Origin of the sequence: Geopseudomonas sagittaria (assembly GCF_900115715.1) — a bacterium.
Classification (GTDB): Bacteria; Pseudomonadota; Gammaproteobacteria; order Pseudomonadales; family Pseudomonadaceae; genus Geopseudomonas; species Geopseudomonas sagittaria.
On sequence record NZ_FOXM01000023.1, the window covers coordinates 1 to 24,183 of the forward strand.

At 64.6% G+C, this 24,183-nt stretch carries 29 protein-coding genes; all 29 read right to left on the bottom strand.

Annotation, left to right across the window (positions count from 1 at the left end; genetic code table 11):
- Positions 1–225: 225 nt before the first annotated feature.
- The gene (locus tag BM297_RS19505; protein WP_092434931.1) at positions 226–453 is read right to left on the bottom strand and encodes a hypothetical protein; all 228 of its coding nucleotides are present in this window, start codon (positions 451–453) and stop codon (positions 226–228) included.
- Positions 453–884, bottom strand: a complete 432-nt coding sequence (locus BM297_RS19510) for a lysozyme (RefSeq protein ID WP_092434933.1) — start codon at positions 882–884, stop codon at positions 453–455. The genes BM297_RS19505 and BM297_RS19510 overlap by 1 nt, the downstream gene beginning before the upstream one ends.
- 54 nt (positions 885–938) lie before the next feature.
- Positions 939–1,277, bottom strand: coding sequence for a hypothetical protein (locus tag BM297_RS19515; RefSeq protein WP_092434936.1), 339 nt, complete (start codon positions 1,275–1,277; stop codon positions 939–941).
- A complete protein-coding gene (locus BM297_RS21910; RefSeq protein ID WP_175526693.1) occupies positions 1,274–2,182 on the bottom strand; it encodes a hypothetical protein in 909 nt (302 codons plus the stop codon). The genes BM297_RS19515 and BM297_RS21910 overlap by 4 nt, the downstream gene beginning before the upstream one ends.
- Positions 2,183–2,236: 54 nt before the next feature.
- Positions 2,237–4,339, bottom strand: coding sequence for a hypothetical protein (locus BM297_RS19525; RefSeq protein WP_092434939.1), 2,103 nt, complete (start codon positions 4,337–4,339; stop codon positions 2,237–2,239).
- A 71-nt stretch (positions 4,340–4,410) separates the two neighbouring features.
- A complete protein-coding gene (locus BM297_RS19530; RefSeq protein WP_092434941.1) occupies positions 4,411–4,698 on the bottom strand; it encodes a hypothetical protein in 288 nt (95 codons plus the stop codon).
- Positions 4,695–5,060 (bottom strand): hypothetical protein, encoded by a 366-nt coding sequence (locus BM297_RS19535; protein ID WP_139231093.1) that lies wholly within the window; start codon positions 5,058–5,060, stop codon positions 4,695–4,697. The genes BM297_RS19530 and BM297_RS19535 overlap by 4 nt, the downstream gene beginning before the upstream one ends.
- A 14-nt stretch (positions 5,061–5,074) precedes the next feature.
- Positions 5,075–7,633, bottom strand: coding sequence for a hypothetical protein (locus BM297_RS19540; protein ID WP_092434947.1), 2,559 nt, complete (start codon positions 7,631–7,633; stop codon positions 5,075–5,077).
- Positions 7,633–9,387 (bottom strand): coiled-coil domain-containing protein, encoded by a 1,755-nt coding sequence (locus tag BM297_RS19545; protein WP_092434950.1) that lies wholly within the window; start codon positions 9,385–9,387, stop codon positions 7,633–7,635. The genes BM297_RS19540 and BM297_RS19545 overlap by 1 nt, the downstream gene beginning before the upstream one ends.
- The gene (locus BM297_RS19550; protein ID WP_092434953.1) at positions 9,387–11,459 is read right to left on the bottom strand and encodes a hypothetical protein; all 2,073 of its coding nucleotides are present in this window, start codon (positions 11,457–11,459) and stop codon (positions 9,387–9,389) included. The genes BM297_RS19545 and BM297_RS19550 overlap by 1 nt, the downstream gene beginning before the upstream one ends.
- Complete coding sequence (locus BM297_RS19555; RefSeq protein WP_092434956.1) at positions 11,459–11,905, bottom strand: hypothetical protein; 447 nt, start codon at positions 11,903–11,905, stop codon at positions 11,459–11,461. Before BM297_RS19555 ends, BM297_RS19550 begins: the two co-directional genes overlap by 1 nt.
- On the bottom strand, positions 11,892–12,359 hold the full coding sequence (locus BM297_RS19560) for a hypothetical protein (RefSeq protein WP_139231094.1): 468 nt from the start codon (positions 12,357–12,359) through the stop codon (positions 11,892–11,894). The genes BM297_RS19555 and BM297_RS19560 overlap by 14 nt, the downstream gene beginning before the upstream one ends.
- Complete coding sequence (locus tag BM297_RS19565; protein ID WP_092434962.1) at positions 12,346–14,652, bottom strand: phage tail protein; 2,307 nt, start codon at positions 14,650–14,652, stop codon at positions 12,346–12,348. Before BM297_RS19565 ends, BM297_RS19560 begins: the two co-directional genes overlap by 14 nt.
- Positions 14,652–15,248 (bottom strand): phage connector family protein, encoded by a 597-nt coding sequence (locus BM297_RS19570; protein WP_092434964.1) that lies wholly within the window; start codon positions 15,246–15,248, stop codon positions 14,652–14,654. Before BM297_RS19570 ends, BM297_RS19565 begins: the two co-directional genes overlap by 1 nt.
- Positions 15,249–15,251: 3 nt before the next feature.
- Positions 15,252–15,542 carry a hypothetical protein gene (locus BM297_RS19575; RefSeq protein ID WP_092434967.1) on the bottom strand — a complete coding sequence of 97 codons (291 nt, stop codon included), beginning with the start codon at positions 15,540–15,542 and terminating at the stop codon, positions 15,252–15,254.
- A gap of 47 nt (positions 15,543–15,589) precedes the next feature.
- Positions 15,590–15,751 (bottom strand): hypothetical protein, encoded by a 162-nt coding sequence (locus tag BM297_RS21915; RefSeq protein WP_175526694.1) that lies wholly within the window; start codon positions 15,749–15,751, stop codon positions 15,590–15,592.
- Positions 15,744–16,136 (bottom strand): Bbp16 family capsid cement protein, encoded by a 393-nt coding sequence (locus BM297_RS19580; protein WP_092434970.1) that lies wholly within the window; start codon positions 16,134–16,136, stop codon positions 15,744–15,746. The genes BM297_RS21915 and BM297_RS19580 overlap by 8 nt, the downstream gene beginning before the upstream one ends.
- An 11-nt stretch (positions 16,137–16,147) precedes the next feature.
- Positions 16,148–17,143 carry a major capsid protein gene (locus BM297_RS19585; RefSeq protein WP_092434973.1) on the bottom strand — a complete coding sequence of 332 codons (996 nt, stop codon included), beginning with the start codon at positions 17,141–17,143 and terminating at the stop codon, positions 16,148–16,150.
- 31 nt (positions 17,144–17,174) lie between these two features.
- Entirely contained in the window at positions 17,175–17,762 is a 588-nt protein-coding gene (locus tag BM297_RS19590; protein WP_092434976.1) for a hypothetical protein, read from the bottom strand.
- Positions 17,755–18,072: a Bbp19 family protein gene (locus tag BM297_RS19595; RefSeq protein ID WP_092434979.1), complete on the bottom strand. Its 318-nt coding sequence runs from the start codon at positions 18,070–18,072 to the stop codon at positions 17,755–17,757. The genes BM297_RS19590 and BM297_RS19595 overlap by 8 nt, the downstream gene beginning before the upstream one ends.
- Complete coding sequence (locus tag BM297_RS19600; protein ID WP_092434982.1) at positions 18,073–19,758, bottom strand: portal protein; 1,686 nt, start codon at positions 19,756–19,758, stop codon at positions 18,073–18,075.
- 5 nt (positions 19,759–19,763) lie between these two features.
- The gene (locus BM297_RS19605; RefSeq protein ID WP_217648291.1) at positions 19,764–20,027 is read right to left on the bottom strand and encodes a hypothetical protein; all 264 of its coding nucleotides are present in this window, start codon (positions 20,025–20,027) and stop codon (positions 19,764–19,766) included.
- 2 nt (positions 20,028–20,029) lie between these two features.
- A complete protein-coding gene (locus tag BM297_RS19610; RefSeq protein WP_092434985.1) occupies positions 20,030–21,553 on the bottom strand; it encodes a terminase in 1,524 nt (507 codons plus the stop codon).
- Positions 21,495–22,016 carry a terminase small subunit gene (locus BM297_RS19615; protein WP_092434988.1) on the bottom strand — a complete coding sequence of 174 codons (522 nt, stop codon included), beginning with the start codon at positions 22,014–22,016 and terminating at the stop codon, positions 21,495–21,497. The genes BM297_RS19610 and BM297_RS19615 overlap by 59 nt, the downstream gene beginning before the upstream one ends.
- 4 nt (positions 22,017–22,020) lie before the next feature.
- Positions 22,021–22,194, bottom strand: a complete 174-nt coding sequence (locus BM297_RS21920; protein ID WP_175526695.1) for a hypothetical protein — start codon at positions 22,192–22,194, stop codon at positions 22,021–22,023.
- Between the two features lie 15 nt (positions 22,195–22,209).
- On the bottom strand, positions 22,210–22,536 hold the full coding sequence (locus BM297_RS19620) for a phage holin family protein (protein WP_092434991.1): 327 nt from the start codon (positions 22,534–22,536) through the stop codon (positions 22,210–22,212).
- 80 nt (positions 22,537–22,616) lie between these two features.
- Complete coding sequence (locus BM297_RS19625; protein WP_092434994.1) at positions 22,617–22,991, bottom strand: Gp49 family protein; 375 nt, start codon at positions 22,989–22,991, stop codon at positions 22,617–22,619.
- A 224-nt stretch (positions 22,992–23,215) separates the two neighbouring features.
- A complete protein-coding gene (locus tag BM297_RS19630) occupies positions 23,216–23,761 on the bottom strand; it encodes a hypothetical protein (RefSeq protein WP_092434997.1) in 546 nt (181 codons plus the stop codon).
- Entirely contained in the window at positions 23,758–24,135 is a 378-nt protein-coding gene (locus BM297_RS19635; protein ID WP_245768302.1) for a VRR-NUC domain-containing protein, read from the bottom strand. Before BM297_RS19635 ends, BM297_RS19630 begins: the two co-directional genes overlap by 4 nt.
- Between the last annotated feature and the right edge of the window lie 48 nt (positions 24,136–24,183).

The following is a 24,183-nucleotide window of genomic DNA, read 5'->3' on the forward strand; positions in this document are numbered from 1 at the left end:
TGGTGCGGACGGAGAGACTCGAACTCTCACACCTTGCGGCACTGGAACCTAAATCATACGCTGCAACCCGCAACCCTTGCAAATCAACAGCTTGAGCCGCCCGCATCTGTTCACGCTGTCCAGCAAAACAGTTCCCATGTCACGCAGGCTGACGGATCATGTCACGATCTCGCTACGCCACATCTATAAGCGCATCCGTGCTCCCATCTCAGCCCGTCCGGGCAATCACTTTTCCCCAGCTTTCCTATAGAACCGCCTGCCGAACAGGCCGACACCGGCGAACATGACCGCACCGATCAGCCACGACACGACGCCGCCATCGCCTGCAGCCGCAACGCACTGCCATAGCCGCTCGTCAGCCAGCAGCTTGCCGATCTGCGCGGCATAGTCGGCATCGTGCGCCTGGCAGCAGTGCGACCACCAGCCTTCGAAGAACGCGGTGCAATAGTCCATCACTCCACCCCCTCGAACATGGCGCGCTCGGCAGCGCGGCGCCGGACCAGGCCGGCGAGAACCTGACCGCCTGCACGATTCCACCGCTCCAGCTCGGCCGCGGCGCTGGCATAGTCGCCCGCGTTCAGCCGGCGCAGCATCGTGGACTTCTCCAGCGCGCCCGGCCCGAGGTTGTACGTCCACGCCACCAGGGCGTCGAACTGGCCCTGCGTCAGAGGCACCGTGACCAGCCGCTCTACGTAGCCGGCGAAGCGATCCACCTCGGCCAGCAGCAACTCCTCGGCGCGCTCGCGGGTGATCTCCTGCCCCATTTTCACGCCGGCCGTGTGGCCGTAGCCGATGGTCGGGATTCCGGCTGGGCATTTGTACGCGCGCAAGCGCAGCCCCTCGAACTGACGGATCAGCGCCAGGCCTTTTTCACTCGTTCGCATGTCATTCCCTCCCCAGAAACAAGAAAGCCGCCCGGAGGCGGCCTGTGTGCTGCGTTACTCGGAAGGCTCGACGACCGTCAGTCCGTTGGCCGCCAGCGCCTCCAGCCAGTGCTGCCGGGCCTCGTCTCCTGTCGGGTCAGAATGCTCGCGCACGGAGGTGACTACCTGAGCCAGAACGTCATCGATGGCGGGGTCTCCGGTAGGTGCTGATTTTTCCGCCAGCACGGCTGGTATCCACCAGGCATGACATCCGCGCCACAGCGCACCGCCAGCGCCCTGCAGGCGAACGGACAAGTTTCCCGGCCCGTAGCCGGCCGCCTCGGCAATCGCGTCCGCAGCCGAGGCGGGGGCGTCCGGGCACAGCTGGACGACGGATAGCGTGTACTCGGTCATACGCCGGCCCTCTGGTTCAGGTAGCGAGTGAGGTTCGCCGTCTCTGCGGCATTCAGCGCGCGGTTGACGATGATCAGGCCGCAGTTGTCCACGTTGTCCGTGAAGCTGGTGCCAATGGTCTGCGCCGTGAGGATCTGAGCGCCGACGCCGGGGATGGAGCGGGCAACCGTGCAGGCGCTGCCGAGCGCAGCCTGGAATGTAACGGCGAGCGAGTCGTCGGCGTCGTAGTCGATGCGGCGCGGAGTGTCGCGTATGAAGGGTTTCGCGGATGCGGTTGGCTGGACGGCGTGGTTGCCGTGGAGTTCTCGGAGCGAAACGGAGCCGATGGTGATATCGACGTTGGCGGTGGTTCTTGTTATCGAAAGCACGGCGCTGCTTGCCACGATCACACCTTTAAACGTCCCCACGCCAGCAATAGCAACCGACCCCGTTGTGTTCTCGAATACCTTGACGCCGCCTGACACGTGCGCAGAAACTACGACCGTGACTTCGTATGCTTTGCCAATGGTCGCCACGCCCGCCGACGCTGCCACGGTTAGCTGCGGCGATGTTGTTCCACTTTGGTAGCGCAGAGTCCCTCCTGAAAACGTGGCTATATGGGTCGCATCCGCGCCTGATATCGTCCAGCCAGCGGCCCCTTGGCTAAAGTCGCCGTTAGTCAGTATCTCCGCTCCCCGCACCAGCCCCAGCCTCTTATCCAGCATCAGCCCCACGGGCTGGCCGGCAGCGGTGACGGGCGTGGTGCCGGCGCTGTCCTGCCAGAGCGTCGACAAATCCGAGGGATCATAGATAACGCCCTGCTCGCCCAGAGCAAACAGGGCGCGGGGATTCCAGGCGCCGATGGCGTCATTCACCGCCCGCGCAATGGGCGACGTGACGGGCCGCGTGATGGGTCGTGTGATCATTGTGGCTCCAGAATAAGAAAGCCCGCTCAGCGGCGGGCTTGTACTCGCGGATAGTTATCGGGCATTCCACCCGAAGAACTGCGTCCCGGTCGACGGGTCAACGTTGACGTTGATGGTGAACTGAGTGGCTGTGATATTGGAAATCCACCACTTTGCCGCGTTGGTCGAGTTAGTGGCCACAATGCTGATATCTGCCGCTGTCGGCGTGAACGAGAGCCCGTGCGTAACAACGACCGATGTCGACCCTGGGGCAATGCTTGCCGTCCCCTTGTTCTCGGTCGCATAGCCGGAGTTCCCGTAAATCTTGTTGCCTGTTCCGGGCAGAATGCCGGCAGTCTTGTTGCCCTGCACGTAGTTTCCGCAGGCAATACTGTCGGTTGCTTCGCCGTATTCGATCCCGTAAAGCTGCCTGGTCGCGCCGCCGCTGGAAGTTCTCGAAACGTTGCCGGAGGTGATATTCCCCGCCCCTTTGACCTTGATCCCGGAAAAGGCCAGCGAGTTGAAGAAGTCAGAATCGACCACGGTATTGCCACAGATCGACGAGGTGGCAGTGGTGGCAAAGATGCCGTGACCGCCCTTGTTGGAGATCGCATTGCCGCTGATCGTCACATAGCTGCCAGTGACCGCAATGCCGTGCCCGTAGTTCGTCGTGACGGTATCGCCGTTGATCTGGTTCCCAACAATGGCGACGCTCTGGGCTGCCGTCAGGTTGATGTCCGTCCCGAGGCCATTGAAAAACACGTTATTACCGATAACGCTGCGCACCAGGGCGCCGCTGATGCCAATCGAGCATGAGCTTATGTCGCAACCCACAATCGCCAGAGCCTGCCACTGCTGGGTCAGCTGGATAGCCGTTCCGCATGAGTGGGCGCGCGCGGAGTTGAAGTAGCCATTACGGCGGTCGTTGGACGCGGCCAGGCCGCCGAGCTTGAAGCCCACGTTGCAGGTGCTAGCGCCCGACGAAGAACCAATCTCCCAGTTCTGGGTGTTGATCTCTACCCCGACGCCGCACTTGAACACGGTGGCGTTGCGCGACATGGTGAACATATCCCAGTTGACCAGGCCGTCACCTACACGAATGCCGGTCACGGACGATGTCTTTCCGGGACCCTCGATGAACACGTCATCGCCAAATGACACATAGTGCGCCTGCACGTCGAACATCACGCCGATTGTCTCGTTGAGCGTGAAAAACGAACTCTTGACATACTTGTACGGCGATCCGACAAAACGCACCGACCTGTCAACGACAACGGTGGACTTGATCTGGCAGCCCTCGTGCACACGGATTGTATGGCCCACCGCGCTCGGGGCCTGGATGGCTGCCGTCACCGCGGGCGCCCAGTCCCATGTGGTGTGGTCGTTGAGGGCGGGCTTGTCGGTGATCTCGCCGGCGAACTCCCACAGGCTGAATTCCTGCGCGGACAGCATGCCGCGAACACTGGTGATGGCCGATGTGATCGCGTTGCGGCTGAAGGCGACCATGGATGCCCCGCGCAACGGGTCGCCAGAGGCTCCCAGATCCTGACGCAGCACGGCATCGCCTACCGCAACCAGCGAAGCCGAGTCAGTCGCCCACACGCCGCTCATGGTCAGCGGCAGCACGGCAGAGGCTGAGGCACGGTACAGCTCGCCGGAGTACGAGAGCACCTGATTCAGCGCGGTCAAGGTCAGGCCACCAGCGTAGGCGCCAAGGTCGACGTAGCCAGACGACACCTCGAAGGATTCCTGGCGGGCGACCATCTCTGCTGCCGTAGCAGCCGCCTCAGCAACGACCCCCCCCATTACATCAAGCTCGTCCTGCTGCTGCTGGTCGATCATGGTCAGCAGGTCAAGGGCGTCTTCGTGCACTTCCGCGAAGAACTTTCCCTGGTTGCGCAGGTCGGTCAGCTGCAGGAGATCAACAACCCGACGCACGCTTAGCGTCTGACCTGTCTCGGGCGGGGTGATCAGCGTCACGCTGCCGCCGGCCTCGCCACCCGAGCCGCTCACGGTGTACTGAGAGTTAATGGTCAGCGGCAGCACGCCGGCAGTGGCGTCGTCGATCAGCGACACAACCAAGTCGCCCGCCGAGTTGAATTTGAATCCGACTGGGAAGATGGTTGTCACGCCGTTGCCGGCGAAGCTCGCCGTGCTGGTACTGGTCTGGACCGTCATGGGCCGTCCTTTTTTCGAGGCAATAAAAAACCCCGCCGGAGCGGGGTTTGTGTGTTTCGGGGCTGTCGCAGCTATAGAGCAATCAGCATGAGGCCTATACAGACGAAGATGACGGACATGCAGGCAGTCCAAAGCAGGAATGCATTACCGCCATCCACGACCGCGGCATAGGCATCCCTAAGGCTGCTGATACGCCCATCAGCCACCTCGGAGGCAATAGAAATAGACACGAAGGTCGACGGGAAGAATGCGACAACCGCTGCATATACACGGTGCTCGACCGGAAACGGCATGGCAAACAGCCAGACAACCAGCAGCGGCAGCGCAACCACGATGCAGACCGCCTGCAGCGTCTTCACCGGCCATCGCTCGCTCGGAGCTCCAGAATCATTCCGATCAGACGTCCGCGCATAGCTTCCTCGCGATGCAGCCTTTGCCGCTCAATCGAGGCGTCGGCCAGCTGCATGGATCGCAGGCTTCCTCCGGCACGCTCGATCATGCTGTCCCTGGCCATGTAGAAATAACGCTGCTCTTGATCAGTGCAGGCGCCAATAGCGGCCGTGGCTATGTGCTCTGGGTCGGCCTCGTCAGAATAGAATCGCTCAGCGCTATCGAATACGCAGTCGACGTGCGCCGCGCCTGCTGCCTTGAGCTCGTCATCGCTTATCGATGGCGCCCGCTGATTGGCGCACCCAGCCAATACCATGGCGATTCCAGCCAAGAAAACTCGCATCCTTACCTCGCAATTCCAAGTGGGTCCAGATAGGTCTGAGACGGTTTGATCAGGAACTGCTGATTGTTCTCCTTTTCGGCCCGCCTTTCCATCCTGCGCAACGCGCCAGGGTTCATCGCCTCCTGAACGCTGTACAGAAACAGATAGTCCATGGCGGCACGAGTGTAAAACAGGTTGGCGAATGGCGTGTTCTGGATGGCGAAGCGGAACGATGCCGCCGCCGCGTCGTCGCCGTCGCGCATGCGGGTGAATAGGTCGTGCCCGCCGTCGATCAGTCCCAGCGTCGGACCGGATAGCGACTGGGTTAGCCCTCCGCCGAAGCGGTTGGCCTCGCCGAACAGGAAGTCACCGTACAGGCCCATTGCGCCACCCTGCAGCATGGCTGCCACCATCGTCTTGGCGTCGGTGGGGTCGCGCGGTTCGCGACCCTTCAGCAAGTCCTTGGCGGTCATCGCGCCATAGCCGAAGATCGTCGTCCACAGCAGCAGCTGGGCAAATCCGGCTTTCTCGCCGCGACCACTGCGCAGCGCCTGGACAATCTCTCGGCCTGGACGAAACCCGGCACCGTAGGCGCCAGGCGCATAGCCTCGTCCGTACAGCTCGCGGCCAATTGACTTCTGCAGCACGGCCACCGGGAAGGCCTTGAACTGACCAATGAAGCGCAGCAGCTCGCCGGCGACTGTTCCCGGCTGGGTGCCGCGGCGCATCATGGCTCGAGTGCGGGCGTCCGGCTCGATGACGGCGTAGCTCGCCCGGTCGGTGATGTAGCTGCGCAGCTGGCCCCGCAACTCCTCGCGCAACTCGTCCAGCGCAGCATCATTCACGGTGCGACCCTGCCCCTCCAGGTAGCTGGACAGGTCGCCATCCGGAATTCCGTCAACCCCCTGGGTCGTCATGTACTCGCGGCCGTCCGCCTCGCGGGTGGCGGAGTGCCGCAGCAGATCCCATCGGCCGGAGTCGACGCCGAATAGCTCCAGCGTGCGCTGCAGATCGGGATTCATCTGATCCCAGTCGAGCGAGCGATTGTAGGCAAGATGGTGGCTCATCATCAGCGCCGCAGTAGAGCGCATGGTGTCGGTCCACCACGTCAGGCCGTTGAGCTTGAAGAACAGCTGCTGCGCCCGGCTCATCTTGCCGCCGAGCGTGTCGTCGGCGCTGAACTTGCTCACGACATCGCCGCGCACGTTGTCGAAGAATACCCCCAGCGTGGACAAAATTTCGCGCTGCTCGTCCGTCTTGCGACCAGACAACAGGCCGCTGAACAGATCCCCCATGGACGACAGCATGCCGCGGCCCTGGTAGCGCAGCTCGCTTGCCGCCACCGGAAGATCGGTGATTGCCGAAACGACCGCGCCGCCCAGCTTGGCCATGGATTGCCACGCGCGCAGGTTGGCAGCAACGCGCGCACCGACCTGATTGACAGCAATCCGGGCGGTTCCGTCGATCTCGGAAAACCGAGTCTTCAGCAGCCCCCTGCGGTCCGCTTGGAACTGCCTCAACTTTTCAGGGTCGGCCTTGAAGTCGGTCATTAGCTCGTCAAGCGCGGCCTCCCAGTTGGATTCCGGGTTGGTGCCAAGACGACGCATCAGGCCGGTGCTTTCTCCTGCGCGGTCCAGGCCGCCGAGGAATGCCTCGCGAAGCGATCCGGTGCCATAGGCCTTGTTGTACTGGTTCCAGGCCAAGCCATCCTTGAAGTGCAGGACGCGCTCGGCGCTGACCTTATTGGCGAGGTTTCGCGGCCCCTTGAAGCCGGAGGCCTCGGCAGGCTTGTTCGCCTTGAGGTGTACGCCAGAGACAAGGCCGTTGTAAGTTGCCAGCAGAAAGCCGTCGCGGTCGCCTGCGTCAAAGGTGCGCTCGTCCAGCAGCGGCAGAATGTCGTCGCGCCATTGCTGAAAGCCGGCACGCTCAATCTTGTACGGGTCGTGTGACTGGCGCACCACGTAGCCAGGCAGCTTGCGAATGAACGCGCCGGTGCGGTTGGCGTCGATGCGGCTCGCATCCTGGTATTTCTGCATGACCTTGGCGATGGCCTGCGCCTGCTGGCCAATGCCGTCAAGCGGGCGATCCGTGCCAAGGCGCCAAAGCGCGTCGGCGATGTCATCGTCCAGATCGCCGCGGGTCAAGAACGGCAGCAGCCCTTCCCGCTCAATGTCATTGAGGAATCCGGCTATGTAGGCCTGAGACAACTGCTTCTGCTCGGCCGCCACAGATCGGCGGGCGCCTGGGCGAGAGACGTTGGTGCCGACAAGGAAAGACTCGAGGCCGAGGTCTGGGCGATCCGACCAAGTGCCACGGATGTAGCCGACCAGCTCGGCGCGCCGGCGCGCATTCAGCAGCGCGTTGCGCTTCTCGATCACCGCTGCCAGCTTCACCTGATTGCCCAGTTCGTCCGCCGCCTTCAGCGCAGCATCCTCCAGGCCAAGCATGCCGTCCGCCGCCTGCAAATCTCGAATGCGCGCGCGCAGGTCGGTCTGCAGTTCGATCATCTCCTCAATGCTCAGCTCGCGGCCTGCCGCTTTGGCGGCAGCCTGAACCGTATCAATGCAGTCTTGTGCGGCCATTAGTTCCTCAGCTGGCAAATTGCCGCGGCGCGGTAGGCGGCGGCGTAGACTTCGGCGTCTTCCATAAACTCGTCGGCGGCGCGCGTGAATGGCGAGATATCCATGCCGGCCTGCGCCGCCACCTCGTCCGTCAACGCCTGCTCATCGGCGAGCAGCCTTTCGGCGCCGTCAAGCTCTTCGGCGTCCGGAAGAGACATAGCATCTTCGGCGGCGCGGCTGGCCTGCTCGGCCTCGGCATCTGCCATCTGAGCCGCAGGCCGCTTGATTCTTTCCGCGGCGTCGGCGCGCTTCGCCGGGTCAGCCAGGTCAAAGATGGCTTCAACGTCAACCTGGCGCCCGGTCACGGCCTGCGCGACCGCTGTGCGCAGCGCGCTTTCCCGCACCTGCCACGGCGCATTCTCAGCGCGCATGCGGGCGGTATCGCGCAGCTCGAAGCCGTCAGCGATCTGCCTCGCGCGCTCGTCTATGCGCGGACGATAGCGCTCTGGAATCTCGCCGCGGCGCAGGGATGCAAGATCCGCCCGGGCGAACTCGGCCTGCCGGTTCGCGTCCAGCGCATTGGCGATCGCCTTCTGCCGCTGGCCAAGCTGCGCACGCTCTTGGGCGATGGCGTCACGCGCAGCGCGCTCGGCCTGCTTACGAGTCATGCGCTGGCCCTGGAATTCCTTGGCGCGATCCCGGTAGGTGTCGCCCAGCGAATCTAGCGAGCGCTGTAGGGATGCCTGCTCTGCGCGCAGCCCGCGCACGTCAGCAGCCTTTCCGCCTGCCGCCGCCTCCAGTTCGGCGCGGATGGCCGGAGTCAGCTCGTCGGCCGCCTGCCGCCCGGCGCCGACAACTAGCGCGGCACGGTCGTCCGCAAGCCCGCGCTCAAGCGAAACACGCAACGCGGCGAGCGGGTCGTCATCGGCGCGAGCCATGGCATTGGCCAATTGGCTGCGGGAAGCCGCCGGCGCCTGAATCGGCTCCACGGCCACCGCTGACAGCAGCTCGGTTGCCTCCTGAACTTCCGCCCTCAGCCTGCTGCGGCGCATGTCGGAAACCATACCGCCGACGCTGTGCAGGCCGCCTCCCAGCACGGTACCGAAGGCGACGTTCATCAAGCTGTCGGTTATGTCGTAGTCGGACTGATCCTGGGCAGATGCGTACAGGGTCAGCGGCTCCAGAAGCGCCGCGCCGGCAGCCCCCTCCAGCGCCCCGACACGCGCCCGCACACCGAAGCGAGCCGCACGACTGCCGGCCTTGGCCAGCATGCCGGCATAGCGCGCCTCTCCCACAATCGGAATGAAGGCGGACGCCAGGTTGATCGGGTCGACGGCCGACGCAGCGAAGCCGGCCAGCAGCTGAATGGGGACGGTCGAGCCCGGCGCATTCTGCAGGACGAATTGGCGCTCGTTCTCCTCGCGCTTGCGCTCCATCAGGATTTCCAGCGCCCCCTCGCGGATGCCGGAATCCTCAATGGTCAGGTCAAGCCCTGCCTCCTTGACGCGAGCCCGCGCTTCGTCGGCCGTCACCAGCGGCGTGGTCGGCGGGGCGCGCAGCGTCTCGCGCGTGCGCCCCATCATGGTCCCGCCCGGGCGGATAACCTCACCCTCGGCAGCCGCGCCTAGCTCCTGGATGCGATTGACGGCAGACAGCGGGTTCTCGAACCACGACTGGTCAAACGCCGCTTCCGCCGCGTCGGCCTGTCCGGTCACGACGTCATCAAGCAGGTTTCTGTCGCGCCTGACGATCAGGCCTTCGGTGATGATAGGCATCAGTTGCCCCCGCTGCGGCGTAGTTCAAACGAGTTTTTGCCGGGCGCCAGCACGGATTCGCCCACCAGATCGTCCCAGCTGCGCACAACAGGGCCGCCCGACGTGCTGAGCACCGCCTCGCCGCCGTAGTAAAGCGCCAGGCCTGACTCATCAGGCAGCGTCACCCAGTAGCCGTCGCGCTCAATGGCCGCCTTGACGCGGCCTTTCGCGAAGTCCTCGCTGACACCCTGCGGAACGGCAAAGGACAGCTCGCCGGGGTCGATCTTGCGCGCTACGCGCTCAGCTCCTGCCTCGATAAGGTCGGCATCGTATTCCTTCGGCGCCCGCCACGTCCCCTTCAGGGTATAGCGGTCGTCGATGACTGCCTTATAGGCCTGCTCGGCGGCCTCTGATGCGCTCTTGCCTTGCCCCATGTAGGCATAGGAAAGGCGCTCCATCTCGCTGTACAGCGTGGCGAAGGTGCGCTCTCCGCCAACCTGGCCAGACAGCGTGGCGCGGAACTCAGCCATGCTCTCGCCCAGTGCGTCCTTTGCTGCCTTGGTGTCGCTGCTGGGCAGGCCGGCTTTCAGCTCCTCGGTCTTGAGTGGCGCGATTCGCGCAAGGGTCGATGCGGTCTGCGGATCAACGCCTGTGCCGATGACCATCGCCGCGCCTGGCAACTTGCCCTGCAGCTGCTTGAACACGGACGGCCAATGCTTGCCCCACTGCGCCTGCAGCTGCTGCATCATGTCGGCCGCGTTGCTGCCTCCGTCCTCGGTTCGCGCGAAACCTGCCGCAATGCCGGCAGCCTGCTGGTCTGTTAGCAGCTTCGGCTCGGCAACTCCCAGGCGGCGCTGCTCGGCGATGGTGGCCACCGCGTATGCTTCTGCCGCCGCCGGCTCTCCACTGCCGAGCCCTTGCGCCGCCCGCTGCACGTCAGGCGATCTGCTGGCGACGTAGGATGCCGGATCGCCCTGCAGCTCCTTGCCGAGCCGCGATGCTGCGTTGACCAGCACTCCGTACAGCTTGGCGTCCTGCTGAAACCCGGCGGAGGCGGTTCCCCCAGCGACCGGATTGAACTGCTCGAGCAACTGGGCGCGCTGCTCGGGATCTGCGGTTGCCAGGTCGCGGATTGCCGCGCCAAGCCCCTGAGATTTCTGGAACTGCTGAAACCGCTGCTGACCCTCTTCGGCGCCGTAGGACGCGACGAACTCGGCCTGCGATGGCGGGCTGTCGTAGTCGAACCCGGACAGGTATGCCGCCGTGGCATCTGATACGCGCGATGACAGCTCAGCACGGTAAATCGCCTGAGCCTGGCGAGCCTCGATTTCGCGGCTCTTGATCTCCCGCTCGATCAGGTTGCTCATCTGCACCTGATCTTCGGCCGTCATGTTGCCCTGGGCCGCCTTGAAATACTCGCGCGCCCGATACGGGTCGTCGCTGGTCATGCGGGAGATGACAGCAGTGGACATGCCGCTATTGGCCTTGAGCAATTGCGCCTGCGCCATTTCGGCCGGAAGGCCCTTGCGTTGGGCCTGCGACTGCAGAACGGCGGCCATTTTGCTCTGGTAGTAGGCGATCTTGTCGGGGTCATTGTAGTGGAGGGCCGCCCCCTGCATGGAGGTTTCCAGCTGTCCGCGATCCACGTCGTCGTAGTAGCTCTGGCGCTCGCCGAACTCGTAGCGGTTGAGGTCGGCCCCCAGCGACTGCCGGCGCCGCGTCACGATCTCTTTAAAGCGCGATCGCTGGCTTTCCGTCTTGAGGCCTTCGCCTATCTTTCGCTGCGTCTCGTCGAACTGGCCAATAGTGCCGTTGGTCACGTCGAGCGCGTTGGCGCCCTTCTTGGTGTATACGCCCTTCTCCGGGTTGAATAGCGTGTCGAGCTGCCAGTCGGTGAGCTGCCTGTCAGCATCCATCACTGCGGCGGTGTCGGCCTTCTCGCGCTCTTCTTCTGCTCGGCGGATGGCGAAGTCTTCGACCTGGGCCATGCCGCGCACCAGCCCGGAGGCGTCCGGGGCGCGCATGCTGAAGCCGGCATCGCCGATCGGCGCCACGCGCACCTGGCGGCTGGAGTAATCGGGAATCCGTGCCATCACTTTTTCCCCTTGCCGAACATGCCCATGGAGGCGGCCTTTTCAGCGCCGCCGAGAATGGAGCCGATGGCGTCCATCTTGCCCTGGTACTTGGCCAGCTTGCCCTGCTGCCGCTGGTCAATCGCTTGCACCTGATAGCCGTAGGCCTCGCGGGCGGCATTGTTGACCAGGGTCAGCGCGTCCAGCTCGCCGAGCGCGGCGGTGTCGTTCTGCACCTGGCCGGCAGATCCGCTGTTGACGTCCACGCCGTTGGCGGCGAAGGCGGCACGCTGGGCGCCGAGCACCTGGCCGGTCTGCTGGCGTTGCTCGTCGGCGTCGATGTTGCCGCGCTTCACCGCGTCGCGCCCGGCGCGTTCGGAGATCCCGGCGTTGACCTTGGCCACCTTGTTCAGGTACTTGCCCTGCTCATAGCTTTGGACGGCGCCGACTACGTTACTGATGCACATGGGCACCTCTCATCCAGAATTGACGGAACGGCAGGCCCAGCGGGCCGTAGGGCGCCGGAGGCTCGAAGGTGAAGCCGAGCCACTGCAGCCAGCGAATCGCCACGGTGTTGCGCGCGTCGACGAAGTTGGTCAGCAGCGGGCTGCGGGTCAGCATCTCGGCGACCTCGGGCCGGCACACATCGAGGAAGGCGCGCGGGTGGCGCTCGACGTGCACGGTGCTGATCAGCCACGGCACGCCGATACCCTCGGAGTGCGGAGCATCGCCAAACACCGCTACCACGTCGCCATCCACGACGATCTTGCTGGCCTTGTGGCCGTCCATGCCGTCGCGGATCGCCTGGGCTATCGGCACCTGCAGCGCCTCCTCGATCTCGTCGCGGTCGGCCTGGCGCACGATGGCCGCCACGGCCTCGACATCGCTCTCGTGGATCGGCAGCACCTCAGCCCTTGCCACTGATCGTCACCTCGGGAATCAGCGCCAGCACGGTCAGCGGCAGCGGGTCAGGCTGGCGCAGGTAGATCCGCCCGGCCTCATCCCATTGCGTGCTGATCTTCAGCTCGCTGACGCCAGATTGAAGCGCCAGCGGGTCGTTGTAGTTCACCCGGTAGGGGGCTTTCTGCTCGTACAGGTGGGTGGAGTCGCGGCCAGCCCAGAAGTTGCGCGAGTCCTCCAGTACGGCCGTGATCGAGTGGATCGCCTTGCGCTTGTCGAGCACGGTTTCCTGTCCGGGGAAGTCGATCTCTAGCGTCTCCAGTTCGGCGGTATAGGGCAGTCCGACATGCGCCACGGCCGCCGGCGACTGCAGGCTGATCGAGCCACCCGCCACGGTGCGCGGGGGGTGCACGTCGCCATCGGCCAGTACCGCCACGGACTTTCCTTCCAGATGGCTAAGGCCCGAAAGCGAGCCCGCCAGAAGCGCCCAGTCAGCCACGGCCGTGCCGCGCAGCGATGCCGGACACGCCTCCAGAAGCTTGACGGACACCCTGCTGGATGAGTCGTAGCCCGTAACCTCAATGCGCACCAGGTCACTGCCGGCGCGCAGGCGGTAGCGATTGCCAACGCTACCGGAAGAGAACGGAGCATGCCCGCTGGCGGTAAGGGTCACGACCTCCGGGTGCAGCCAGCTGGAACCGCCGCTCAACGTCAGCAGCGCGCTGTCGCTGGTGTTGCGCCCGTCGTAGGTCAGGCCGCAGTCGACGAAGTAGGCATCCTCCATGCCGGTGATACGCCGCGAGGCCATGCGTTCGACATAGCGCATGGTGGCGCCGCCGATGGTGCGGCGCACCAGCAGATAGAGCGCGTCCTCGTCACCCTCGGCCACGCTGGCCACCGATTCGACGAAGCCGTCGGTGCTGTGGCGGTGCCAGGCGATCAGCTGTTCTTCAGGCAGGAAGGTCATGCCCAGCAGCGCGCCGTCGTTGCGCACGCACCACACCAGCCGATCCGGCGCCTGCTGGAAGGCCCAATCCACGATCTGGTAGCCGCGGAACAGGTGCGGCGCGAACTTGGTCAGGTCGTCGCCGCTGAATCCGTCGCTCTCGAAGGTGTAGGCCAGCGATGCCACGCCGGCGCCGCGCGCCTGCACGTAGATCGCCGAGTCGTTGACCACGATGGGGGGAATCTTGGCGCAGCCGTTGTAGCTCTGCACGTTGGCGCGCACGCTCTTGGGCGTCAGCCCGGCTTCCGAGCCCTCGATCACCCACTCGCCGCCAGAGGTCAGGCCGAGCAGCTGGCGCAGCGGCAGCAGGTGGCGGAAGCGATGCACCTGGCGCGAGGCGATGGTCATGGTGACCGCGTCGTCGTCCTTGGTCGGGGTGGCATAGCCGAAGTTGTGGAAGTTGCCGGTCTTGCTCATCCACACGGTCTGCGGGCCGTTGTCGCTGCCGGCGAAGCACAGGCGCTGCTGGTAGTAGCCCACGGCGCCTGGATAGTTGCCGGCGCCAGCGAACGGATTGGCCGCGTTCGGCGGCGTGTCAGTCTTGGTGGCGGCGATGTTGATGTCGGTGAAGGTGTTGGTCGAGGCGCGGCCGATGTAGCCATAGATCCCTGATCCGGCGTTGTCCTTGTACACGTTGTAGTAGTCGGCGCCGGCGACGGCAGTCCAGGTCAGCACCCCGCCCGGCAGGCTGTCCCAGCTGGCGACGGCGGCCGATGCCGATGGCAGACTCTCGTCAGGAACCTCGTTGTCCACAACGGCAGTGACCACGTAGCGGTAACTGGTGGTCGCCCCGCTGCCGCCGGTGCGCGCGCTAGCCGACAGTCCAGCCGGAGCACTGGTCGACGGCACGAAGCTGATCGTGCTCAGCGTCCAGTCGTCATGATCCAGGCGCGAAAGAGACCGCGGGGCATGCGCCGGATGGACGATGGTCAGCACGTCGGCCGACTGCGTGTAGTTGAGTTCGAACAGCTGCGTAGCTGCGTAGGGCGTGGCGATCTCGTAGGGCACGCCAGGGCTTGCCTCGACGATGCCGCCGTCCTTGTAGACGCGCATGTAAAGGTTGCCGAACTCGAGCACATAGGTCTGCTCGTCGTTGAACTCGAACGGGATCAGACGGGCGACACCGCTGGCCTTGCTCTCGTGGACGAACACGGTGCCGGCGCGGTTGCGCACGCCGCCGTAGGGCATCACGAAGAAGTTGTGGCACAGCTTGAGGCCGGTCTGGTAGCGCGCCAGGTCGACGCGCGCCTGCAGTGAGGGTGCCAGCTCGCCGGCGGCGAAACTCGGCTGGATAACGCTGGTGCCCATCAGTTGCGTCCTGTGATGAATTCGGATTCAGGCGGCACGCCCTCCTCCGATTCCTCGAAGGCGTTGGCCTGCGCCATGTCGACGACCATGCGGTACTGCTGATAGGCCGCCGCGTAGTTGCTGGCATTGCCCTGCAGGCCGGTCGCCAGCTCGGCCGCCAGCCGCCAGGCCAGCGCGGAGACGAACAGCGGATCGAAATAGGTGGTGTCTTCCACGCGGGCGACATAGACCAGCTCAGCCGGCGACTGATCGCAGAGGATCGCCCGGCCGCCATCGGCATGCGCCACGGCGAACGGCACCCGCTGGGCGCTGGTCGGCTGGCGGACGCCGGGCTGGCTGACGTGCTGCGCCCTGATGCAGTCGACCGGGTAGCGGTAGCGGTACGCCCAGCCATCCGGTGGACTGCCAATGTCGGCCAGGGTCACGCGCCTGGTGGCGAACGGCCACGGGAAGTCGCGCAGCAGCTCGTCGCGGCAGGCCTCGTAGTGCAGGCTGCACAGCTGGGCGGCGAGGCTCTGCTCATTCAGCGAGGCGATCAGCTGGCTCTGGCCGATGCGGGTCAGCGCGATGTTGCAAATCTGCACGACGCTGGGCATGGGTTAGACCTCGGAGAACACGCCGATGCTGACCAGCGCCGGCGAGCGCAGGACGCGGAAGGTGCCGGGGCCGGCAACCTTGGTGGTCGGCTTCGACGAATCTAGGCGCGTCACGCGAATGGGCTCGCCCGGAGTGACCAGCACCACGTCGCAGAAGTAGGAGCTACCGGCGGCGTTGATGTTCGAGCCCGGCGCGGCATAGATACCGACCACGGCTTCGGCGCCAGAGGCCACCGGAATGTCTGCGCTGGGCTCCGCGGCAGTGCCGAGCGGCAGCGATACGGTTTGCACCATGGTTCACCTCTGACAGAAAAGAGAACGGCCCCCGGAGGGGCCGATGGTCACGCGTCGGGCAGCTCGCGCTTGCCCTTGGGTTCCGGCTTGGCGGGGATCTCCTGGAGATGCGCGCCGGAGCTGTCGATCTCGAGTTCCACCACTTCGCCCGGCTCGTACAGCCGACCGTTGATGAAGGCGCGCTCGAGCACGCGATAGGCCTTAGCCATTGCCCTGCACCCCGGCGACGATGCCCGCAGTGACCTTGCCGGTGGTCGGCGCGGTGCCGGTCACGGTGTAGTTCACACGCAGGTAGCGCTCGCACTTCTGCGCCAGGGTGATCACCGGCAGCTGGTAGCCGGCAACCAGGCTGGCCAGCGGCACCACGGTGCTGTGCAGGGTGACGGGCGAGCCGAACGCCGAGTCGGCATCGGTCTGCACGTCGATGGTCAGCGAGGTCAGGTTGTTGAAGGCGGCAGTCACCTGGACCAGCAGCGGGACGTTGCCGCCCTTGCCGTAGTCCTTGCTGTTGCCGGTATCGATGGAGTCGGTGGACGCGGCGGTGGCGGTGATCGCCTGGTCGCGCGACATCAGCAGCTTGGCATCGAAAAGCATGTTGTTACTCCTTAAACCACGCGGGCTTCGGTGTTGAGCAGGGCGTCAACGCGCTTGATCGGCATGCCGAGGAATTCCGGGATCTTGCGACCGCCGTACTCGCCCAGGGTCAGGTTGATGTTCTTGGCGTTCATGGCCTGCTTGTGCAGGAAGGTCTGGATGGTCTTGTTGCAGTAGATGACGGTGCGGCCTTCACCCTGCATCGGGTTATCCAGGCGGTAGTAGGCGTCGATCATCTTCTCGACCAGGTCGGCACCCGAGGCGGCGTCCTTGGTCAGCGCGGTCACGTCGATGTTGGCGATGCGCGCGTTCGCACGCCAGTCGCGCACGGACATGCCGATGTCCCACTTGAAGTGGTCGCGGTAGGCCTGGAACTCGCCGCCAGCATCGTCGGTCACGGTGTCTTCACCGAGGAAGCGATGCTGGAAGCCGGCTACCGAGCCCTTCGGGTACAGCAGGTGAGTGGACAGCTCGCCCCAGGTCACGAACCAGATCGAGGCGTTGGTGGAGCCGGTGCCGCCGGCGTCGACGATGTTGGCACCCGACTCGGCCGCCAGGCTGTTGTAGCGCGGCGCCAGACCGAGGAAGGCTTCCGGCTCGCTGGCGGTGTTGCCGTAGAACATGTAGCGCGCGGTCTTGTTGTTGAAGCCCTGCAGCTTGGCCATGTTCTCGGACACGCGGAAGGCGTCGGCGTTGCCGGACAGGTCGGCCAGCGCCTTGTCCACCTTGCCGTAGTCTTCCATCATGCCAGTGGTGTCGATGACCTGGACGGTGGTCGACTTGCTCGGCTGGACGCCCTTGTTGAACAGGCGCCAGGCCGGCTCGGGAATGCCGGAACGCATGGTGGTCTTGTGCTTGGAGCCGTCGTTGCACTCCTGATACTCGGCGTCCTGCAGGATGTCGTTCTGCTTGGCCAGCAGCTCGACGATCTTGGCGATCTTGCCGTCTTTCTCCGAGCGGCTGAACTTGTCCAGCAGCGTCGGCATGGTGGAGGTGAGGATGCCCATGGGCAGTGCTCCTTAATGACTGATTGGTCGTCTAGCGGAAGGCGTCGACGAGGGACATTTCTTTGTGGGCTTGCGTGCCGCCCATCACCAGGCCGTCCTCGGAAAGCGACTGGCCGATGCGATGACAGAACTTGACCAGCTCGGGGTGATTACCGATGCCGGACTCGTTCAGCAGGGTGCGCAGCTCGGGGGAGCCGAACTTCTCGATGGCCTTCACGGCGGTCTCGACGGTCTGCGCATATCGCTCGCCGCCGATCTCCTTGTCGGCCTTCACAGCGGCTTCCCACTGCTGCGCCTGTTCCGCCAGCGCCGCCTGGTTGGCTTCGGCCTGCTTCTGCACCAGTCCTGCCTGCAGGTCGATCAGCTTCTGTGCGGCCTCCTGGGGGATGCCAAGCTCTTTGGCGATCCCCTTGAAGGAGCCCAGCACGTCGGCGTCGATCTCAAGGCCTTCCGGCACGCTGAAGTCGGCGTATTCCACAGGCTGGCCGGCGTCCGCGGGCACCTCGGCGGCAGGGGCTTGCGCCTCTGCAGCAGGAGCGACCACGGCGTCGGACTGAACGGGCTCGGCTGCGCTGGTGGTGGTTTCCGGGGCGGCAGCGGCTTGCGTCGAATCAGTCATCGGTTTGGTTCTCATCTCGTTGGCGGGCGTTCTCGGCGGCCATCACGGCGAACAGCTCGGGACACAGCCGGTCGATCTCACCCAGCAGGAACAGGCCGGAGTCGCGCCGGCCCTCGTTGAAATTCATCACGCCGCCGTGGGTGTTGAACACGGCGCCGAACACGTTGGCCCTGGCCATCAGGCGCCACACGAAGCGCCTGCCCTGCGGCGCATTCATCAGCCACAGGAAGTCGCTGATCTCCTGGCGCTGGGCGAGCTTGTCCTCGCGCTCCTTGCGCTCAAGGGCGCGCTCATCGCTTGCGTTGGTCATTTACGGGCCTGTGATGGCGGTCAGGGCGTTGTCTCCCCCGGTGTCGGTCTCGGACAGCAGCTTGGCGCCCTGCATCATCTGCATGGACTGCTCCATGGCTTGCTGCTGCTGCATGGCCTCGGCGCGCTGCTGGCGAATCTGCGCGACCTGATCGTCGGAGCGGATCAACGTCGGCGGGATGCCGAGCATGGTTGCGTACTCGTCGACGGCCTGGTCGAAGTCGACCTTATCCACGATGTCCGGATAGATGCCGGCCAGATTGCCGGCGAAACCGACGGCACGCTCGATGCCAGCCACGCCAAGCGCCTTTTGCGCCTGAGCCAGCACGCTGACGTACTCGACCTTGAGGTCCATGCCGGCCAGTTCCTCGGGAGGCGGCGGCAGCAGCGGAGCGCCCGGCAGCAGCCCGGCCCAGCGCGGCGACGACTGTTCGAGCATCAGACCGAACACGCGGTCGATCAGCGGATCCAGCAGCTCGTCGTTCATGCGCTCGAGTACCGGGCCGAGCATCAGCATTTTTTCCTCTTTGCGCGCGGCGATCTCGGTCGCGGTGCGCACGTCGTCCATGCTGCTGATCATCAGGAACAGGTCGACGAAGAACGCCGAGTTGATGCGGTCCTCGTGGGCGCGGATCTCCTCGCGCAGCGCGGAGTAGGCAGCCGGCTGGATCTGATACAGCGGCTCGAACTTCTGGCCGACGTTGGCCGAATCCACGTAGGTGATGTCGCCCGGCAGGATCGACGCACGCTGGCCACGCAGCGAGCCAGGCGCACCCATCGGCGGGTTGACCAACTTCTCGAGCATCTGCGCCTTGCGCTTCTCCATCAGCTGCAGCGCCTTGGTGTCGCCGATGGCGACCGAACCAGGCCCGTGGCCGTAGATGTTCTCGCCGTTGACGTCCCAGCGCGGCACCATCATCGGCGACGACTGGAAGCCGGACTGGCGCAGGATCTTGTCGCTGTCGCCGCCACGCTCCCAGTACACCGAGCGGAACGGCATGTTCTGGTTGTCGGGGCGCTGGGCGTCGCGCTGGTCGTTCGGCTCGATGGCGTGGACCACGTCGACCCAGGCGTCCGGGTTGCTCGACAGCAGTGATACGGCGGTGCTGCTCATGGCCTTCTGGCCGAACTGCTGGGCCATCTGCCGGGCCGTCATTCTAAATTCGCGGTACAGCGAGTCGACCTGCTGGCGTGAGCTGGTCGCCGCCATGTAGCTGCCTGCGGTGAAGTTGTAGCAGCGCAGGAACTCGTCCTGATCCGGCATGACGATCATTGCGCCGGTGCCGAAGGCGCCCATCTCTCCATAGAGCGTGGGCAGCACGTTGTACAGGTTGGACCGGGCGAACACGTCCTGCATGGCCAGTTCGGCCTGGTGCAGCCAGGTCTTGACCGGCCCGAACTCCATCAGGGCACTGTCCGGCGTGGTCAGCTTGAACCACGGCCGGCTCGGGCTGGTCATCCCGGAGAACATGCCGGAGGTCAGCACCTTCAGCGCCGACCGTGCGGTGCTGTTGATGATCATCTGGTCGCGGCGCTTGCCGTCGTTGACGTCGCTCAGGCTCCAGCGGCCCATGTCCGGCGCCATGTGGTCGGACAGGTCGCGCCATAGCGGCAGCCAGCCCTTGTCCCGTTCGTTGCGCAGGGCAGACAGCCTCCGGTCGAGGGTCTGCCGGAGGGAGTCAGCCATGGTCGTCAGCTTCCGAGGAGGGTCTTTTGACCGGTCGCGGCCGGCGTGGTCAGGCCGGTGGCGCCGGTCAGGATGGTCGATTGCTGGCCAGCGGCAGCGGCACGGCGGCGGCGCTCGTCATCGCGGGCCTGCTGGACCGAGGCGTCGGCCGCGGTCGGTGCGTCGGGAGCCGGTGGCGGCGCCTTGGGGGCTTCGGGCGCGTTGAACATGTCGTCCAGGCCCAGCGCCTTGCCCAGCGGGCCGGCCTTGAAAATCTTTTTGCTGCACATGGTCAGCTCCTGAAGGGGTCGTATTCGCTCAGCAGTGCCGAGCCTTGATCATGCGTGTGGTTGGACTTCATCACCGGGAAGGCGAAGGTCAGCGCCAGTGCGTCGGCGTCGTCCGGCGAGATGCCGAGGCGCTTCTTGATGTCGTCCTTCTTCTCCAGGGCGATCTGGTCGCGCTGGTTGTGCCCGTACTCGGGTGAGGTCAGTTCAGCCTCGAGCAGCGGGTCGTCATCGATGGCCAGACCGGCACGCAGGCTCTCGCGCAGGCGCCACCACATGTAGGTGCGCATGTTCGCGTAGTGGGCGTCAGGCGATGCGCTGGCGAAGTTGATGTCGATGATCGCGATTCCCGGCATCAGGCGGCGCAGCTGGTCAGCCACAGGGCCGCCAACGCCGGTGGAGTCGACGAACACAGCGTCAGGTCGATGCTCCTGCACCACGGTGCACACCTTGGCGATGAACAGCGTGGTGTCGCGCGTCTCGCTGCCGGGAATCTTGATCTTGGGGATTGATCTGGCGTCCAGGCCGCGACGGAAGCGGATCACGTTGTCGTCGTCGCCGCCGCGGGCAATGTCGATGCCGCACACCAGCGCATCGGACAGGCCGTGGACGGCCTCGCGCCGGATGGCCTCGGCCACCCAGTCAGTCGGGATCAGCTGCAAGCTCGATGCCCTCGGGAACATGCCGCGGACGCGGACGCGGAAGAAGTCGGAGTCTTCGCCGTAGTCGGCGGCCCACTTGGCAATCTGCTGCTTGTTGGTGCCGTCCACTGTTCGGCTGTCGACCTGCCTGGCGTTCCAGCGGTGCTTGTAGCGGGTGAAGCACTCGCGGAAGCGGCCGACGTTGCGGGTCGGGTTGCCGAACGCTATCCAGATGATCTCGGTGTCTTCGTCGGTCAGCGCGCCCTCAGCAACCTCCCACACCTTGTCGGCGATGTTCGACGCCTCGTCAAAGATCAGGACGATCCGCTTGCCCTTGTTGTGCAGACCGGCAAATGCCTCGGTGTTGTTCTCGCTCCACGGCACGGCGTCGGCGCGCCAGCTGCGCGAGTGCTCGGCGTCGTTGGCGGCGATGGCCGTGGCCGTCGTCGTGAACCAGTGGCTGACGATGGACAGACGGCGCCACTTGCTGACTTCCGGCCACGTCTTGGTGCGCAGCTGGTTCTCGGTGTTGGCCGTCACCACCACCTTGCAGTCGTCACATGTCGACATCGCCCAGTCGATGATCATGCTGATCGCCGCTGACTTGCCGATGCCGTGACCGGAGGCCACTGCAATCATCAGCGGCTGGTGGCGGGTCTCAGGGTCGCTCAGGTGTCCACCGATGTCGTTCATCACGTCGCGCTGCCAGTCGCGCGGCCCATCGACGCCCTTCAGCTCGCCCTCGCCCCACGGATAGGCATACAGCGCGTATCCATAGGGGTCGTGCGTAAAGCTGCCGATGTCGTCGACCAGCTGCGCCTCGAGGTCGTCAGTCTCCGCGCTTGGCGCGCTCGCGGGCCTTGGCGATGCGGTCGGCGAGCGAGACATTGACGTTGACCTCTAGCTGTTCGCGGAAGGCATTGACGCCAACGTGCTTGCCGATCAGCTCCAGGTTGCGAAGCTTGTCCGGCCACTTGATCTTGCGAATAATGGATGCGGTGTCGCCGCTCATCAGTTCCTGCACATCCAGGCCGCTGATGGTCAGTCGCCAAGGCTTCGGCCACTGCGCGACCGGCAGGAAGTTTCCAGCGCCGTCGAGGATGTCCACCACGTCGAGCTGGTCAATCTCGGCCAGGCGGTTGAGCACGTAGTCGGCGTCGACCTTCACGCGCTGCGACCTTTCGGCCTGGGCAGCGCGGATAGCTGCAGCGACACAGGTTTTCCCAAGCAACTCAGGGCCGATGCGGTCTGCCGTCTTGGCGCTGTAGCCAGCTCTGATACACGCCTGCGTGGCATTCAGGTCCTTCAGGTACTCATCGACGAAAGCGGCCTGTTTCGCGGTCAGCGCCATGGCATCACGCGACAGGCTCAGCTACGACCGGCGCGATGCGCATCCAGTCGAACTGGCTGTAGATGGCCAGGGTGACGCCATCGGTACCGATGAAGCGCAGTCCGTTTGAGTCCTGGACGTAGGTAGACGCCTCCAGCTCGTGGACGACGCCAGTGGAGTGGATCTGGTACTTGGTCATGCGGTGCTCCTTGGGTTACTCCCCAGCCTTCTGCTCAATGCCCGCCTTCTTGGCCAGCCACTGCGTATACAGCGCACCAGCCACATCAGCGCCCAGCACGGCAATACCAATGCCCAGGCCGCCGGCGAGGTAGATGCTTCCACCTGCAGCGAGGCTCAGCAGCAGCGCAGACATTCCGAAGAAGCCGGACGCACCGAAGCGCAGCGTGACGCGCTTGGCGATCTCCCAGCCGGTGAGGTCTGAGCCGGACGCCCTGAGCATCTCGCCGGACATGCCGGCCATGCTGATGACGATGAACAGCCAGAGCGGCATGTCGGACAAAGCTGCGTGCTCGCTCTGCATGTTGGCGTCCTTGCGGGTGTAGGTGCCGGCTGGTCCTGGTGAGAATCCCGGATGGGGATCAGGGGCCGGCGGAAAGTGGATTACTTGGATTCGTGCAGGCGCTGCTTCAGCTCGTAGCCCATCAGCGGCCAGACCTTGGCGACAGCGTTCTGCCGGGCGATCTTGCGACCGATCTCGGCGTCGAAGTTCTCCGGGCTGGCACAGGCCGACTCACCGGTGACGGTGAAGCCGTTCTTCAGCACTAGGACGCAGAAGGTCAGCAGCGAAAGACTGGGTGGTGTATTGGCTCCGCTCGCCTCGTCGATCAGACCTGCATCCAGCTCAACCCCGACGACACCGTCTCGCGCAGTGAAGTAGTGCTCGCTGTCGATGTTGGCCTCAAGGTCTGCCGGCGTGATGCGGGGAGCTGTCAGGCCCTTGGCTTGTATCTCCTGCTCGATTGCTCGATCGGTCATGCGGGCTCCAGAAACGAAAAAGCCCCGCATCTGCGAGGCTCTGAATTGGTGGGCGTGGGATGGCGAATCCCTGTGCAGCCAAATTGCGCCCATGAAAAAGCCCGGCAACCATTGCTGGCTCCGGGCTTCGTGTTCGATTGTCCATCCTCAACGCGCAAGATCGACAGGATGGAGATATATTCGCTCAGTTGATCAGTGGATTGCAATGGCTTTCTGCAAATAATCTAGGCAGCTTCACTACAGATCAGCTCCTCGATATCAAGAATCTCCTGTGCAGCCTCAAGCGCCTCGCTCACTTCGCGCTCCAGATCCCGGCGAATACCGCCTCTCCAGCGGCGCAGGGTCGACTCTGGCTTCCCGTCGTCATCCCAATTCGCCATCTCGTACCATCCGGCCGGAAGGACGCTGGTCGAGCGCTTCCCTTCCGCCCCGGGAAGCTTCGGATAGGCCCAGGTCACGACGGCGCACTCGATGAACCGCTTGCCGGCCGGCGACTGGACAGCCTTGGCCATGCGCAGCACGGCTTCGCGCTTGCGGTCGGCGTGGGTGCTGTACTTCGACACCAGGGCATCCCACTTGGCGGAAGTCAGCTGCGAGTGCAGGCGCCCGAACACCATGCAGTCGACGAGGAAAGCGCCCTCCTTGCCGCTGATCTCGCCCGGAATGCGCGCCTGTTGCACCTTGGCGTCGAAGTCGCACCCGCCAGCGCTGTTGATCGTTTCTGCCGCCAATGCCCGAACCACTGCCGAAATCACGCTCTGATAGATCATGCCGCCCCCAAATATCCCTTGATTGCTTCCCTGGCCTCGTCCGCCCCCCGGCAGACGATGGCCATGTACCCTTGCTGGTTGAGCCAGTCGAGCCAATCGGCCTGCTCTGGCTCCACCCTGCCGCCCTTCACCCGCTTCAGCTCGATCAGCAGGCCGTGATAGCCGTTTGCCGGCACCAGCAGCTGCAGATCCGGGTAGCCCTTGCGGACGCCCTCAGCCTTGAGCTTTGCCGCCACCGCGGGGTGACGATCCCCTCCGTTCGGAATCGCCACCAGCCGGCCGCGCAGGGCCTTGTGCTGCAGGTCGAACCAGCGAACCAGGTTCACTTGCTCGGCGTGCTCGGTCGGTACTGCTCGCTTGATTGCCGTGGTCACTTCCTCATCATCCTGTTCAGCATCTGCCGCGCCGCCTGCTCAAGCTCT